4 protein-coding genes are annotated in these 17,744 nt (G+C 49.0%); all 4 read right to left on the bottom strand.

Annotated elements, in window-relative coordinates; translation table 11 throughout:
* Positions 1 to 119: 119 nt before the first annotated feature.
* The 4 genes from pfaC to K5Q92_RS01790 are packed head-to-tail and all read right to left on the bottom strand — an operon-like array spanning position 120 to position 17,456.
* Positions 120 to 6,020, bottom strand: a complete 5,901-nt coding sequence (pfaC, locus tag K5Q92_RS01805) for a beta-ketoacyl synthase N-terminal-like domain-containing protein (RefSeq protein ID WP_220767347.1) — start codon at positions 6,018 to 6,020, stop codon at positions 120 to 122.
* Positions 6,020 to 8,335, bottom strand: coding sequence for a PfaB family protein (locus K5Q92_RS01800; protein ID WP_220767346.1), 2,316 nt, complete (start codon positions 8,333 to 8,335; stop codon positions 6,020 to 6,022). Before K5Q92_RS01800 ends, pfaC begins: the two co-directional genes overlap by 1 nt.
* A complete protein-coding gene (gene pfaA, locus K5Q92_RS01795; protein WP_220767345.1) occupies positions 8,335 to 16,590 on the bottom strand; it encodes an eicosapentaenoate synthase subunit PfaA in 8,256 nt (2,751 codons plus the stop codon). Before pfaA ends, K5Q92_RS01800 begins: the two co-directional genes overlap by 1 nt.
* Positions 16,590 to 17,456: a transcriptional regulator gene (locus tag K5Q92_RS01790; RefSeq protein ID WP_220767344.1), complete on the bottom strand. Its 867-nt coding sequence runs from the start codon at positions 17,454 to 17,456 to the stop codon at positions 16,590 to 16,592. The genes pfaA and K5Q92_RS01790 overlap by 1 nt, the downstream gene beginning before the upstream one ends.
* Positions 17,457 to 17,744: the final 288 nt, after the last annotated feature.

Raw genomic sequence — 17,744 nt, 5'->3', positions numbered from 1 at the left:
AATCGAGTTAGGACGCAGGTACTTTTGCTCAATTTCTAGGAAAAAGCGCGCAGCCTATGAATATAGGTGAGCACTTTTGACACAGAAATTGAGTAAAATAGCCAGTCATTCACTCCGGTTTAAAGAGATTCTTCGATGGATATGGCGATATCAAAGACCTCGTAAATACGCAGACCATCTTTACTCAGGCTAGCATTACCGGTGATCACCTTTTTACCGTTCTCATCTTTAATTGACGTGATGCTGACATCCATCGACATCTGCTTGTTCAGCGGGTTGATCTGACCGCGATACTTCCACTTGATGTTCGATAAGATTTGGCCAAACTTCGGATTCTTAAATCCTGCGCCTAAGTCTTTGCTTATGGCGTAAGTCTGCATGGTTTCAATAATCGCTTCAACACCTAAGGAGCCCGGCATCACAGGGTCTTGGTGGAAGTGGAACTGGAAGAACCAATCACTTGGATCGATAGTACGCTCAGCATACAGATAACCTAAACCTTCGGTACCACCATTATCAACAATCTCAACGCTGTCGATAAAGTTCAGCTGACCACCTGCTAAGCGGTAATGAGGCTGGTTAATTGGCGCATTAAAGTGACGGCAGCTCTTATCAAGCAGGTTTACCTTAGTTGTCGCTGCAACGCCATTGGCAACATGCCAAGGCTGAGTCACCTTACCGTTATCTAGTCCGAGCTGATCTTTAAGCGCTTCACCCTTGAAGTAACCAAATACAGCAGTACCGCGATAGAAAGGCTCGCCATCCGTGCTTAACTCGAAGCTAAAGCTTTGGATGATATTGGTACCCGCCATCACAGTCGATAGTAGGCGCGAGTCGTTACGAATCGTCTTGCCACGAAGGTCCACATCACGCAGCAGTTCACCACTACCGTCTAAGTTACGGAAGAACAGCTCAAGGCCAGGGAACCCAAGTGTGGTACCCATGTAACCCGAGATAAATCCGTTAGGCTGTAGTGAGATCTCCATCAGAATCGAGTAAGGCATTACGGCTTGGTGACTGTTTTTGTCGAAATACCAAGCATCAACAGGTACTTCGTACTCGGCGATACATGATGATGGTTTCTTAAAGTCACCACGCTTACCATTAACTTCGATAACTCGTGTCGTCACTTGTAGATCGCCACAGGGAGTACGTGGTGGGATCATGCCGCGATAGATAGCGAACTCTGGGCCGAAGCACTTCTCAATATCGCCGGTAGCAAACTCAAACATGTGATACGGCGTAAATGGCACTGTATCGGGTACACGGTTTGGATAATCTGGCGTGATAGGTGCTTCAACGTGTGAGATTGGAATCACACCCTTGTTTGGCTCTTTAGTCAGATCGGGAATTTGTGCCATAAGTGGCGCATTGACCGATGCTGGTTGGTATGCCTTTTTATTAACTGACGCTGAAGGCTCCGACTCTTTGCTTAGAGAAGCCACAGGCGCTTGAGCAGTTGTTGTGTCTGTACTTTCTGCTGAGTTCGTCAAAAGTGGGTAGCGAGTACACTCATCTTCCTCTTTGATCATCACTCCAAGGTTTTGGAAATCCACCACGGCTTTACCGTTAAGTAAGATATCGATATTCGCCTTAGCGTATGGGCGAGGGCTGAAACCAATTTCAGTCACTTCCATACGGTAGGTTAAGATGCCTGACTGAGGCAATACCTGACCGCGGCAACGTACTTTCTGTGAGGCATGCTCAAGTGGCTGGAAACGGCCATTCTTGGTTTGGGTATGCATACCAAGGTGTAGCATAAAGAACTGCAGTAGCTGACCACAGCCTTCCGCCATCAAGGATCCCGCCATTACTTGGTCGCCCTTAAAGTGACAAGGGAAGTACCAGTGGTTTGGCTCAAGCTGTTTATGGCCTTCGATAAGGCCTAAGCCCCAGGCGCCGCCATTACGCTCAACTTTACTCACCTGCTCGATCATCAGGAATTTCTCCGATGCGAAACAAAGTGATGGCTGAGCGGGGCCTGCGTGGCTTGGGCCAAAACAGCCTTCAATATCGGCGCTGAGTAGCTTATGGATCTCGCCATAGTTGAAGCTGGTTTTCGGGCAGTCTAACAGTGGGTTGAAGGTCTTTTTCACTGCTAAGTTACGCGCCTTGATCTCATCTTCGGTGCGGATAACACCTTTACCATCGGCAAGCTCTTCATCGGTGAAGAAGCCAGCACAGCCACCATCCATCTTAAGGATCATGGTGTCGCCAACGAAGCACTCGTATGAGAAGAAGAACAACAAGGTGTCGCCGTTACGGGCATAGTTGTTGATCTTAATGTCATAGCGCAGAGTATCGCCGCCACGTGGCAGATCGCCCAAGAAGGTGAGGGTACAATCGAGTAGACGATAGACGCGCTCGCCCTTGTTCTCAAAGTCGATACCTAAGTAGCTGATCAGCATCAAGTCGCACTGACCAGATTCTACCGCAACAGCCCAGGGGATTTGACCATCGACAAGGTAAGGTGCATCAACGGGAATGTCATACTCAGTGGTCATAGAGCATGGCTTAAACTCATTCATGGTGGCATCAAGCTTAGTGACGCGTGACACCAATAGGTAGTCTGTGGTTGGAAGACGAACTCGGCGAGAGTAGCTGTCGATAACGGCGTAATCACTGCCAAATACCTTGGCAATATCGCCTTCAGCATATTCGACTAGGTCGGCATAGTTCCAGATACACGGCTTAAGCGCTGGTGTCGGCGCAGTGTAGGGTGGCACGTTAGCGTGATCAGGCTTGAGTACGGTATTGACTGCTGGCGAGGCCATTGTAGGAGCATTAACCGAATTAACTGGCTGGGCTACTGCACTTTGGTTTAGGGCAACGCTTTGACCTTTTGCTTGCGCGATCTCCTGAGCAAGTTGTTGCTTTAATAGGGCATCGGCGACCTTCATACCTGCAGAGCGGCTTTCTAAGAATGCTTGGTGAGCCGCTTGAGTCAGTTGTTGGTTCTGTTGAAATGCGCTCAAGTTGCCAGCAGAAACATCGATAGCTGCGGTTTGAGTCGGCGGCGCTTCAGTTGTAATAGTTTTAGCTTGATTGGTCATAGGGTTACCTAATACTGGTGTAGGGCTAACAGGTGCAGCAGTGCGGGTAATAAGTGGCTTATCTAGCTTGATAACAGAGGACGCCGCGCCTTGGGCGAGCTTGCTCTGAATTGAGGTTAAGCTGGCTAGTGGTGTGTCGACGATATACTGATAGATATCGCGACCGCCTAAGGTGACTTGCTTTAATAGTTGATGCTTAGCATCAGACTTTAGCTCACAGCTTAAGCGTGACGTTAGCGCGCTCTGTTGGCTTGTACTTTGGCTAATTAATAGCTGAGAGACTTGGTTTTCACTGCTGTTGACGACCAATGCCCTTTGTGGCGCTGCTCCCTGTTGTTTTTGCATAGAAAGGTTGAGTAGACCATGTAGCAGACTCGCCATTCCTGCAGCGGCAAAGCTATGGCCCACACGTTCTTCAGCGCAAGTGTTACTAGCGTGAGGGAACAGATTGCTTAGCGGTGACTGCACAGCGCTTCCTGGCGCAACACTGGTTTCAACAAGTTTGATACAGTTAAAATCTGCGCCAGCTTGAGTCAATAGGTTATCAGTGACTCGCTTCGCCTCTGTCGCCTTGCCAAAAGCAAGGGCGCTGATTTCTCCATATGAAGGCTCTTCATTAGAAGATTGGCTATCAGCACTGTTAGCATCACTTGGTACCAGAACGATAGCACCAGCACCTTCACCCACATTCCAGCCATTGCCGTTCTGTGCGGCTGTGGCATCGATTGATACCGGCTCGACACTGTTTTTCAATATGATTTGTTCGAAACTACCCGAGAGATCCACGGCAGCGATAACCACTGCGTCCAACGCTTCGCTTGCCATCATATTCTGGGCAACATCGATACAGCGGCTCACCGATTGCTCGGCGGCCGAAATGGTGAATGCTGGGCCGTTAAAGTCCCATAGTGATGCAATGCGCGAGGCCATAATATTGCCGATAAAGCTGGTGTACTGATTCAGCTTAGCGGCATCGAGTACACTGTCCATGGTGATCGCTTCTAGGGCTTGATACTCATCACCGCTTAAGGTTACGCCCATGGCTGATAGGCTCTCTTGCAGCTGAGTATGCAGGTTAACGCGGCCACGGAACTGGTGTAGCTCAAGCTCGGTTTCCATCGCGACTAGCACGGCGACTTTCTGCCCGGGATTCAGCTTGGCATCACGAATAGCCTCATCGGTGACCTTCATCAACATTAGTTGTTGTGAGATCAGACGATCATCTTCATTTGGCGGCAGCTTAAAGCGTAGGAAATCGAGTTCGAAGCTATCGACATAGGCGCCTTTTGGCGCAGCATTTAGGCCAAACTGTGCCAGCAGTTCGCTATGCTTCTCTAAGCCCTTCCAGCGCTGTTTAGGAAGCGAAATGAAACCATTACTCTTGCTAACAATGGCCTGATTAAGCTGATTGATGCTGCTTAGCGGGCCAAAGTGCGAGGCAAGACCAGTGATCTTCATCGACTCAGGTGTAGTTGTTTGCACCGCTTGTTTACTTACAGATTGTAAGCCAGCGCCTGCGGCCTGTTCTGCTGAGTAAGACTCCAGTAACAAGTGTGCATTACAGCCACCAAAACCAAATACCGACACGCCAGCATGACGATGTTTTATGCCATCGACATTGTTAGATCTTTTATCTGGCCAGCCTTGAACCATATTTGGCAGGGTAGGCTTACCAAAAAGCTTATTGGGTGAAGATATCGCATCGCTGATATTGATACTTGGTGGCAAGAAGCCCTCTTTCATGGCGAAGATCATCTTCATGATCCCAGGCATGCCAGCCGCAGTCAGCAGGTGACCTAGGTTAGATTTTGCCGATCCAATTAGCGGGGCATCACTGCCGCCGAGCTTATCCTCAAAGAAGGTTTCCATCGAGGTCAGCTCAATCTTGTCGCCCAGCGGGGTTCCTGTCGCGTGACACTCAATCACTTCGATATCTTTAGGCTCGATATCACTGGCAGCGTAAGCACGCTCGAAAGCTTTTACTTGACCTTTAGGGTTAGGGCTAAGGACAAATTGTCCCTTACCATCATTAGATAGACCAACACCACTGACGACAGCATAGATTTTATCGCCATCACGCTCGGCATCTTCAAGACGCTTTAGCACTAAAACGCCTGCGCCTTCTCCGGCGAAAAGGCCTTTACTGTTAGCATCGAAGGGGACCGATACACCGTGATCTGGGTAGGCATGAAAGATTGAGAAGCCCATGTTGATAAAGAATGGGTCTGCACCAGAAACCGCTCCAGCGAGCATCACATCGCTCTTGCCTGCACTTAGGTAATCACAGGCAAGTTTGAGTGAGTAAACCGAGCTTGCACAGGCGGCATCTAGGCTAAGCTGCGCGCCACCTAGACCTAATGCATCCGCCACAACTTTAGAGGCATTATGGGCTATCGCACCGTTGGCCGTATCGAGTGTGTTCTCACTACGGGCTCTTTCACTGCTAGCATTGGTTGGGTTTAGCTTAAATCCTTGATTGCCTAATTTATCCTGCAGCGCTTTCTCAACGGCACTGTGGTAGATAGGCAGAAACAGATCGTTTGAGCGAGTCGTTGGGAACGACAATGCACCCATGACGATACCAGTTCGAGATAATGTATCACTGGTTAATGGGATCCCAGCATCATCGAGGGCTTTACGGCTAGTGTCTAGCGCCCATAGAAAGCTGTCATCGAGTCCGGTTAGGTTATCAGCAGGTAGCTGATAACCGCTTGGGTCGAAACTGAAGTTCTCAATATAGCCGCCCTTATCGCAATAAAAGCGGTCTGACTGGCCTTGAACGCCTTGATAATCGCTGCTGTTTGCCCCTAACTTTTCATTAGTGAGGGTTGTGCGCGAGTCGCGTTTATCGAGTAAATTCTGCCAAAACTCCTGTGGCGATTTCGCATCAGGATAGAGAGTGGCGAGACCGACAATGGCGATCTTGCGCTGTTTAGCTGCGTGTAGTTTCTTATCTGAAGAAGACATTAGGCTTCTCCTTGTAATGTTAGGGTTGTCATCTGCTTAACTTTGACCCGCTCAGTGGTCTCGGCTTGCAGTTGGAACAGTGCTATCTCACGATTTAATCCATCGATAAGTGGCTTGGCTGTGAGTGGCACTCGATGACTAATGAGTTGGCCTAATGCCTTGAGTAGGGTAGTGATATCATCACCGCCTTTAGCATTGACGGGGACAGTGCAAGCGCTTGCGGCGTCTTTTAGTGGTAAAGAGCTGCTTGTCGCATTTGCTTTAGGCTCCTCAGCCTTCTTAGAAGTTAAGGAGCTTTCAGCGGCATCACTATTGGTATTTCTATCTAGTTTCACTATCTTGTCGATAAGCGTGCAGTTTTGTCTGTCAGCACCTAACTCGACAAATAGCTTGGCACCTTGTTTTTGTGCGCTATGAATAAGCGCGGTAAAGTCTAAGGTGTTGCAGAAAGTATCGGCAATGGAGTTTGCTATAACTTGACTATCGAGACCGCCATGGCAGCTTGCAACCTGGTTATCGCCAGAGGCAGCACTGATAAATTTGATCTCAGTGGGTAATGATTCTTCAAGCGGCTGCTGATAAAACTGGGCGACGTTGCCATGCTCTTCCATCGCTGGAGTCGTGTGCATCGCTGTCACGCGGTTCGCAGCAATGCCTCGCTTGCCTAATTGAGTGAGTAGCTTTCTACACTGAGTCTCACAGCCTGCAATCACGCAGGTATCACCCTGAACAATCGCAAGATAGGCGTGGGGGAACTCAGGTAGTAACGCCTTAATCGGCGCTGCGGCTGAGCGAACCACAAAGCTGTTCCACAGGATATCCGCATCGGACTCATCCAGCTGCCATGCTTTGCGAACAGCGGTCAGCTTGCCTGAAATTGCGCGAGTAAATAGCGGGTCAGTCTTGGTTTTTTCAATCAAGGCATGTGGGTCTTTCCACACGCCAAGACTAGCCCACATCGACGCTTCACCCATGGAGTAACCTAGGGCAAAGTTAGGCGTAATGCCAAAGTTCTTGACCAGTAACTGAGTTAATAGGTAGCTGCTACCCACACCAGCAATCGCCAGATCGCCAAGTGGCATGGCTGGTGTCACTTTAGGATCTAAGTGATAGATAGCCTCGGCTTGGAACATGGACTTTAAGTCGCCTTCACGCTCTAACTGCGAATAAAGTGATGGGAAGTATCTATGTAGCTCACTGAACATATCGCTGTAGACGGTGCCTACGCCAGGGTAGACAAAGGCAAGGCTGCCTTGCTCTGTAGTGCCCAGAGGCTGTGCTGTGAAATAACTTCCAGCGGGAGTGCGATACTGACCATTTTCACTCATCACCTTAGGCAGGGCTAGGGTGATTGCATCAATCTCTTGCTGCATGGCTTCAATCGAGCTAGCTTGCAGTGTGATAGCGTATTGACGGTTAGTGCAGGTTTCGAAGGCCTGTAAGTTATCACGCATCAACGTCAACAGAGAGTCGCTCTGGGTAGGCTTTGATGTCAGCGCATTCAGTTTGATTTGCAGCGCCCCTAGTTCGGCGACAAGCTCCGCTTGGATATCAGCACAAACAACAAACTGTAATCGCTGCTCATTGATAATCGACTTTGCTGCGATAAAGCCTGTGCCTTGGGAGACGACAAAGCTGATACAGTTTACTGTTGAACTGCCTTGTGAAGCATTGGTCAGATTGAGCGCCAGCACCCGTGATTGATGGTGCTCGGTAAACCAGTAGTGACTCGCCGCTTGCTTAGGGCTAATCGATGCCGCATCTCTGTGGTGGGTACGAGAGGCAAGGTCTTTTATCTGCTCACACACAGCATCAAACTGCTCTGTGCTACTAAGCTCTGGCAGGTCGATGCGTTTGCTAACACTCGCATGCTGACGCTTTGCCTGATTTAAGGCGCTTTCCATACAAGCGTCAGTAACAGCTGTAGATCCAGCTTGGATCTGCCCTGTTTGCATTTGCATCGCGGCAAGCACCCCATGAGGGTGAATACGATTTTGCGCCGCAGTCAGGGCTGGCATCATCAACATAGAACTTGTCTTGGTTGAAATTTGCACTATTTTGCCTTGCTCTATCGATTCGATAGTGGCTGTTAAGTTGGCCTCAAATTCATCGACCTTGATAGAGACCAGCTCAATTGTCTCAAGTAGTTTTGAGCTATATAGTTCGGGCAACAAGTGAGGCAGTGCTTTAGCGGTTGCAGCACTATTAAGGCTTAGGTCAAGTGTCGTAGGTAGCACCAAGAGTGCGATGCGCAGTGGCATCTCACTCTTGATAACTTGATCACTGACGCTATTGCTAGCTGTCGAGTTAACCATTAAGACTTTTCTCCCGAGGCGCTCAAGGCTGATTCACCAGCGCTCAAGGCTGTTTCATTCAAAAAGGCACTGTTCAGGTTCTTGCTGATTGTGACTTTCGCCCCTTTCATCATCGCGCTAAGCTCACCATTTTCATGGTAAAGCGCAACGTTAGCCTCAAGTGAACGGGCACTTGTCTTAACGACCTCAAGCGTTAGTATTCCTTTGTCACCAAATGCCAGCGGCTTGTGTGAGATAAACTCGCCAATAGCAGAGGGCAGACTCGCAGCCCCGTACTTAAGCCTTGCCCATACCAGCATCGCCTGTAACAGCAGGTCTTCAGCAAACGGCTGACTGCCGCCGATATGCGTTGTTGCCACAAACTGGCCGCAATCACTGTCACTCACCTGTGGTAGTTGGCAACTGGCTAGCAGGCCTTTGTCATCAAAGTTAAATACTTGCTTGATGCCTTGCAAACGTGGCCCATGGAATAGGGTACCGTTGCTATAGAGTTCAGATGCAGATGTAACTGCATCACCAATTAAATCGAACGATTTAGTGGTAAAGCTCTCACTTGATACTGCAAGCGTAGCCTTATACTGAGGGCGACCTTGACTGCTGATTAATGCCGTCATTTGGCCGTTGTCAGTTGGCGTTAACTCAAGGGTTATCTCTTGAGCATCACTGCTATCGAAGATGATCCCTTTAAGTAGCTTGTAATCTAGCACTTTAACTTGGTTACCTAGCATCTCACTCGCGGCCTCGCGCATCCACTGAATTGCACATACAGTGGGTAGTACAGGGTTACCGCTAATGCGGTGGTCTTGGATAAAGACCATCGCATTTGGGTTTAAGGCTCTTGTTAACGTCATAGAAGTTAAAGAGACTGGTGCTAGCGGGCGCGATGCGTTTCGCACCTCACCCGCATCAAGCTTTTTTACAGAAGAGCCTTCAGCTGTGTTTGAGCCTTCTGCGCCATTTGTATAAGCACCGCCTTGCATTGAAGTACCGATAAGCAGCTGAACGCCAGTCTCACTGAGAAGTTGGCTTGCAAATAGCTCTGCCCCTGCCTGCAGTGGGATAACGTATACGCCCCGCTCGGTGAACATCTTCTTAAGCGCATCGGTCACCATGCCGCCATCCCAAGGGCCCCAGTTAAAGCTCATTACTTTAGCTTGTGGGTTACGAGCAGTGAACTGCAGTGCTGCTTTGTTAAGGATGTCATTTGACATGGCGTAATCGCTCTGACCTGTGTTGCCGTAGAAGCCGGCTGCAGATGAGAACATAGCGAGTAGTTTCAATTTGCTTGAGTCGAGTGCTGCAAGTAGAGCCTTAAGACCGTTGACCTTAGTGCCGTAGACGCGAGCTAACTCCTCTATTGTTTTATCCTGAATATGTTTATCGGCAAGTACGCCTGCACCGTGGATAAGGCCAGTGATCTCATTTGAGCGACCATTTAGTGCTGCTGTGATAGCTGCCGTATCGGTCACATCCATGCTGACATATTCAGCACTTGCACCAACTTGGGCAAAAGCTTCAAGAGCAGTGTTGATCTCGATTGAGCTCTTTACCGTCCAGACTAAGCTTTCAACCTGTTTAGGGGTCGGTTTATCGCCCGTTGAGATGATGTGGGCAATGGCTGCAGGCTTTAGCTCGCTAATTTGCTTATTTTCAGCCCATGCAGGTATAGCAAGTAGTTCGCTACGGCCAGCTAGGATAAAGTGAGACTGAGTGCGCTTGGCTAATGCTAATGCACATTCGAAGGTCACACCTTTTGCGCCACCGGTCACCAGTATTTTATCTGTACTATTAAGTGACGGTGCAGCATGTTTGTTGCTCGCATCACCTGCAATCAGAGTTGCACGTGCAACATGACCGTTAGTATCGAGTGAGAGACCTACTTCAGGCAGCTGAACATGACTGTCGAACAGTTCGCTTGTGATCGCATCGCTAAGATGGGTTGCATCTAAGTTTGCTGCAGCATCGATTGCACGGCAGAAAACCTGCGGCCACTCATGGCTTAGTGTCTTAGTTAACCCTGCAAGCGCAGCTTGGTTTAGTTCGGCATCTTTTAGTGCATCGGTATTTAAATAACCAAAACCACCATCGATACGGCTCACAGTAACAAAGCAGCGGCGAGCATCACTTGCTGCAACCTGCTGTGCTTGTACTAGCTTTGGTTGTAACAGTTTTGCCCATAAAAACGCATGGCTTACATGAGCAAAGCTTTGCGCATTTAGGTTTACAGCAGCCTGCTCAGTGACGCTGACTTCAGGTTGTAGGTGGATGAAGCCGCCAATAGTGCCAACTTGAGTTTCAATTTGAGTGATAACCGCTGTAATACTGGCTTCAAGCTCTGATTCTTTGCTTGATGCAAGCTCAAAGCTGGCAACATCACTTGAAAGTGGCGATTGTGGCTGACCTTCAGCTAGACGCACAACGGCAACTTTTAAACCCTGTTTAATCAGTTTCTCTGCAAGAACGCCTGCGTTATGACCATCGTCATTGATCACAAGCGTACTATCTGCGGCGAAACAGTTTTCTAGTTTGTCCGCCGCATTAAGCTTTTTTAGCGCTACCTCGCTGTGAGGAGGAAGTGCTAGAGAAGAGGTGATCGTGTCGGCTACTGACTTAACTGCACCTGATACAGCTGTGCTGACATTAAGAGCCGCCTCTGCGCCTCTTGTATTAGCAGAGCCATCAGCCAGCTTAGAGTTCATATAGCTAACGATTTCACCAAGGGTGCGACACTCGGCTAAATCTTCTGGGTTTAGCTCAGGCAGACCCGGTAGCTCATCTTGTACCGTGCCAAGAATTTCAACACGCTTGATAGAGTCGATACCTAAGTCGGCTTCCATATCCATGCTCAGCTCAAGCATTTCAGTTGGGTAGCCCGTCTTATCGGCAACCACAGACATCATAGTCGCTTGCACTTTCTCAGCGCTCAGGGCTGTTTCTGCAGAAAGACCATTCGCTACAGGAGTGGCAGCTGCTTGAGGCGCCGCAGCGGCACTTGTAGAGAGTTTGCTGTTCATGTACGCCACGATCTCACCAAGGGTACGACACTCGGCTAGATCTTCTGGATTCAGCTCAGGCAAGCCCGGTAATTCATCTTGTACTGTGCCAAGAATTTCAACACGCTTGATAGAGTCGATACCTAAGTCGGCTTCCATATCCATGCTCAGCTCAAGCATCTCTGTTGGGTAGCCCGTCTTATCGGCAACCACTGACATCATAGTCGCCTGTACCTTCTCAGCGCTCAAGGCTGTTTGCGAGCTCAAGGCTGTTTCAGCAGGAGCAGATGAAACTGCAGAGCCTTCAGCGGCAGTTGTAGAGAGTTTGCTGTTCATGTACGCCACGATTTCGCCAAGGGTACGGCACTCAGCTAGATCTTCTGGATTCAGCTCAGGCAAGCCCGGTAGCTCATCTTGTACTGTGCCAAGAATTTCAACACGCTTGATAGAGTCTATGCCTAGGTCGGCTTCCATATCCATGCTCAGTTCAAGCATCTCTGTTGGGTAGCCTGTTTTCTCGGCAACCACTGACATCATAGTCGCTTGCACTTTCTCAGCGCTCAGGGCTGTTTCTGCAGAAAGAGCGCTATGTACTGGCGTAGATGAAACAGCAGAGCCTTCAGCCAGCTTAGAGTTCATGTACGCCACGATTTCGCCAAGGGTGCGACACTCGGCTAAATCTTCAGGGCTTAGCTCAGGCAGACCCGGTAGCTCATCTTGTACCGTGCCAAGAATTTCAACACGCTTGATAGAGTCGATGCCTAGGTCGGCTTCCATATCCATGCTCAGCTCAAGCATTTCAGTTGGGTAGCCAGTCTTCTCTGCAACCACTGACATCATAGTCGCTTGCACTTTCTCTGCGCTCAGGGCTGTTTCTGCAGAAAGACCATTCGCTACAGGAGTCGCAGCTGCTTGAGGCGCCGCTGCGGCACTTGTAGAGAGTTTACTGCCCATATAAGCAACGATTTCGCCAAGGGTGCGGCACTCGGCTAGATCTTCAGGGCTTAGCTCAGGCAAGCCCGGTAATTCATCTTGTACCGTGCCAAGAATTTCAACACGCTTGATAGAATCGATACCTAAATCGGCTTCCATATCCATCTCAAGCTCTAGCATCTCAGTTGGGTAGCCAGTCTTCTCTGCAACCACTGACATCATGGTCGCCTGTACCTTGTCAGCAGAAAGAACATTCGCTACAGGAGTCGCAGCTGCTTGAGGCGCTGCAGGGGCACTTGTAGAAAGCTCAGAGCCATCAGCTAACTTAGAGTTCATGTACGTCACGATTTCACCCAGCGTACGACATTCCGCTAGATCTTCAGGGCTAAGCTCAGGTAGACCCGGTAGCTCATCTTGTACTGTGCCAAGAATTTCAACACGCTTGATAGAATCGATACCTAAATCGGCTTCCATATCCATCTCAAGCTCTAGCATCTCTGTTGGGTAGCCAGTCTTCTCGGCAACCACTTCTAACATGGTCGCTTGCACCTTTGTCGCGCTCAAGGCTGTTTGTGTGCTCAAGGCTGTTTGTGCTGATGAGCCGCTATTGCTTGTCACGGTTGTAGTTACTGGGGCCGCCACTTGGGCAGAAACAGTCGCTGCAACTTTTACTGGTGCAACAGCTGTTTGTACTGGCGCAGTTTGATGGCTCACTTGAGGCGCTGTCGCTACAGGTGTAGGCTGCACTGGCGCAGTGTTAGCTGGTGCTGCAATAGTTGCAGGCTGTTCAACGATACCCTGTTGAGCCACTTCAGTTTGAACGACTTTATTTTCAATAACAGGCGCGTAAGTCGCTTGGTTACCATTGAGTAGGTTTAGCGCAGCAATATTGCTGCCAGCTTGCATCTCAAGGAATTGAGTGTGGCTTTGTAGTGTTTGAGCTTGTAGCTGGTGGAACTGCTCCATTGAGCGTTGTAGGCTCTCTGGGATCGCAATCCCCGAACCTGCCAGCTTAGTTTGCTCTGTCATCAAGGTGGTGAAGGTCTCGCCGTACTGCTGCGGGATCTCTAGGAACTGCTGATGAAGCTGGGCAGCTTGCTGTTGAGCGGCAAAGAAGTTGCTCAGTGCATCACTACCAATATTAAGCGCCGCAGATGGCTTGCTGTCTTTAGACACGATTTGACTCTCTATACCTGACTCTATAACTGAATTGGCTTGAACTGAATTAGATTGGACTGGGGTTGCTACCTCAACAATCTTCTCAACTTCAACGACTTTTTCGACAATCTTTTCGACTTCAACAACTTTTTCCACTTCAATGACTTTCTCTTCAACCACTCGCTCAATTTGCGAGGTGATGATGCCTGTCTCTAAAGATTTGGCCATCTTAGCGCGTGTCGCCTTGCTGATATGGTTGACAGCATTAAGCGAGATGCTCATTGGTGACTTTTTCTCAGGTGCAGCGATATCGGCTTGATACGGATCGATATTGTCAAGCTGGATCCCGGCAACGGCTAACTGAACAGCAGCTTGCTTAAGCTGTAGATCGCTATCGCCTTTAGGGCTTGGGTTGATTGAGATAGTGCAAACTTCACTTGCTTTGCCTGCCAGTGTGCCCTGTACTAATTTCTGTAAGATGTTCTTTGGACCGAACTCGACAAATACTCGTGCACCTGCGTCATACATAGCTTCCAGCTGCGCCGTAAAGCGTACCGATTGAAGCATATGTTTCTTAAATGAGGCTTTAATTTTCGCGGCAGTGCTTTCATAAAGTGTGCCGGTTGCGTTTGAGTAAAGTGCGCGGCTGGCTTTACTAAATTTGGCGGCATCGATGGCTTTGGCAAATGGTGCCTGAGCATGACCCACAAGCTCGGTGTGGAAGGCGCCTGATACAGGTAGGTTAATCGCCTTGTAACCAAGCTCGCTAAGGGCTTTCGCTGCATCTGCTGTCGTAGCGGTTGGGCCTGCAATGACAGATTGCGTCGGCGCGTTATAGTTAGCCACTTTAACGCCATCAAACTTGGCGATAGTCGCTTCAAGCGCTTCAAGATCGTCTGCTGTTTTAGTAATGATGGCGTACATCGCGCCGGCATCGGCCTCAGAACCATCTTTAGCTTCTGCCTTAGTCGCCATGGCATCACCACGGGCGAAGGCGAGCTTGTAGTAATCGTCAGTTGAGATAACGCCTGCTGCGCACAGGGCGCTCAACTCACCAAAGCTATGTCCAGCTACCATGTCGGCATTAAAACCGGCCGCAGTAAATAGTGCATATTGACCCATAGAGATAGCGCCGATGGCACTCTGGGCGTTGGCGGTATTGGTCAGAATCGCTTCTTGCGCTTTAAGATCGTCTTTATTAAATACCGGTTTTGGGTAAAGCGTCTGTGAAAGCGGCGTCTTATTATTTGCGGCAAAGACCTTGTCTGCCGTTACAAATTGCTGACGCATCTCAGGGTAGTAACAGGCAAGCTCTCGACCCATGTTGAGGTATTGTGAACCTTGACCAGCAAACAGCGCGGCGACTTTGCCTTCAATAGCAGATGCGCGGTAGCTAGTGCCACCCGGTAACTGCCAGCTGCTATCACTTGATTCAAGCTTAGTGATAGCTTGCTTAATTTGGTTGACTAGCTCTTCACTGTTATTTGCCACTAAGCCGATACGTGGCGCATTTGCTTCAAGTTCACGTAGTGGGTAGTTAGCAGCCGCATCTTTTAAGATAAAGTCAGCTTGCATTGCTGTTGCAGCGAGTGTGTTTAGCTCATTTATCAGCGCGGCCTTATCGCTGGCGCTCACTAAGAAGCTTTGTGCAACTTGACGCTGGCGATACTTAGCTTTTTCGCTATCGGTGCGGCTATGTTCGCTGTTGTACTCTTCGAGTACGAAATGGAAGTTAGTGCCACCAAAACCAAATGAGCTAATACCTGCACGGCGCGGCGTACCATCGACGCGCGGTAACCATGGACGAGTTTCAGTATTTAAGTAAAACGGTGAATTCTCGATATCAAGCTTAGGGCTTGGCTGGCTGACGTTAATTGTCGCTGGTAACACCTTGTGGTGTAGCGCCAATGCTGCCTTGATAAGGCCAGCTGTACCCGCAGTCGATTTAGTATGACCAATTTGCGACTTCACTGAACCAAGGGCGATATGCTGCTTGGTGTCGTTCTCGTCGCGAAATACCGAGCAGAGGCCTGCAAATTCGGCGGCGTCACCGGCAGCAGTGCCTGTGCCGTGTGCTTCAATCAGCCCAAGAGTGTGCGGAGCAAAACCTGCGTCATCATAGGCACGGTTTAGCGCTTTGGCTTGACCTTCAGGTCGTGGCGCATAGATAGACTTGAACTTACCATCTGATGAGGCCCCAATGCCTTTAATGACAGAATAGATGCGGTCGCCATCACGCTCAGCATCTTCAAGACGTTTTAGCGCCACCATGCCGATACCTTCACCGATCATCATGCCTTTTGAGTCGATATCAAATGGTTGAATGGTTTCGTTAGTGGTAAAGGCGGGAGTCTTAGAGAAACTCATGTACATAGACGGTGAGTTGTCGGTACAGACACCACCTGTGATCATCATCTCTGAGCGACCTTCGGTTAGTTCGGTTAGTGCCATACGCATAGCGGCGAGTGAGCCTGCACAGGCGGCATCGACCACACAGTTCATGCCACCAAAATCGAAACGGTTGGCGATACGGCCAGCAATGACGTTACCTAAGGATCCAGGGAACGAGTTTTCTTCCCAGTGTACATATTGATCTTGGAACTTCTTGATCAACATTTCACTGTCTTCGTCGCTGATGCCACTGTTGGCGAAGACTTTCTTCAGTACTGGGTACTGCAGACGCGCCGTTAGGCTGTGACTGATTTTTTGACCACCGCCCACACCTAAGGTGATACCAATCTTATCTCTGTCGTAACCTTCAGGTAGGTTAGCATCGGCAAGTACTTCTTTAGCGACAATCAGTGATAGTAGCTGTGATGAGTCGGTTAACTCTAAGATATTTGGCGGCAGGCCAAACTCCATTGGGTTGAAGTCAACGTCAGGTAAGAAGCCACCGCGCTTACAGTAGCTCTTGTCCGGGGTGCTCTTATCGGCATCGTAATACTCTTCTGGTTGCCAGTGAGTCGATGGCAATTCGGTGATGGCATCGATTTTCTCGCTGATTAAGTCCCAAAACTTATTTAAGTAACGAGAGTTAGCAAAGATACTTGCCATGCCAACGATGGCGATGGGCATATCTTTAAGGCGTTTATTTAAGCGCGAATCAGCTTGTGAGTCTTGTGCTTGCTCAGTCGTTTTAGCTGACTTTGTAGGTTTAGAGGTCTGGCTCATTATGAGTCTCCGCTGGGTGCCTGAGTGTCAGGCGTCTTGTTGTTTGTTTTAGGCACTTCTTTTGAGGTGTGGCGATTTGGCGTCGCACCAGGAAAGCGCTGTAAGAAAGTGTGATAGTTACGCACGAGTAACTTTCGTAGATGGAACGGCCCATGTTTAAGCACATAGGCCATGTAACGATTGGTAGCTTGGGTGTTACCGTCTTGATAGATGTCTAGATAGATCCAATCACTATGGGGATCGATTCCAAGCAAAATTGAACTGGGTGTTTCTTCGGTCAGTTTTGGGGGAATGGTGAGTGAAACCACCTGAACCACATTGTCGCCGTCATTGTTAGGCAGGGCTAAAGTTTTAGCCAGTGTCTCATAGTGCAAGGTGTAGGTTTGTACGTCGCTGCCTTGGGTGACGGGGATCTGATTAAAATAGCGCATCGGTACATGGGGACTTTCAATATCGCTAACTCTTGAAACCCCGTAACGCTTCAAACACCTTGCCAATCCAGAACGAGACACATTCGGATTAATAAACTTTTGTGTGGCTTTTAACAGCTTATCTAAAGGCATCTTTAGCTGATAACGCAGTCCAACCACCACGTACTCCTGCAGGGGGGTTAACGTAGTATTGAGGTGGTGGGGGGTATTGGGGCAGTTTTCGATAGAGTCGCGTTTACGCCATTTACGAACGGTAGCTTCACTGATATTCAGTATCTTTGATAATTGACTGACACTGAGATCCGATTCTTGGATGAATCGGCGCATCTCTGGGGTCGTTGTGGCATTGCGATGCCTCGCTTCAGTCTCGCTTTGCGTACACTCATTCGGGTTGTTGTTTCCTCCCCTTAAGTGTTGACTGCTTGTTTTTACCATCAGTTTAGCGGCTACCCGTTAATAATCTGTTGGGACTCATTGGCGAAGGCGCTTGTACTAACTGCACCTTAGGTCTCTGCCTATCTCAATAAAGTCGCTGTTTTTTGGCTAGTGGCTGAGCAGACTACCTGAGCCTGTGTGGCAATACAATCACCTGGGACTTATTAATTACTGATATGACCAGATTGAGTGAACATGTGTAAGCTAAGGTGTTGTTTTGAGGCTTACTTTTAGTTGTTAATTAAAAGGGTGATCTAGCTCAAATATTACCAGTTTACAGAGGTCTAT

Origin of the sequence: Shewanella sp. MBTL60-007, from assembly GCF_019654915.1 — a bacterium.
Classification (GTDB): Bacteria; Pseudomonadota; Gammaproteobacteria; order Enterobacterales; family Shewanellaceae; genus Shewanella.
This window is presented reverse-complemented; position numbering and strand designations above follow the sequence as displayed.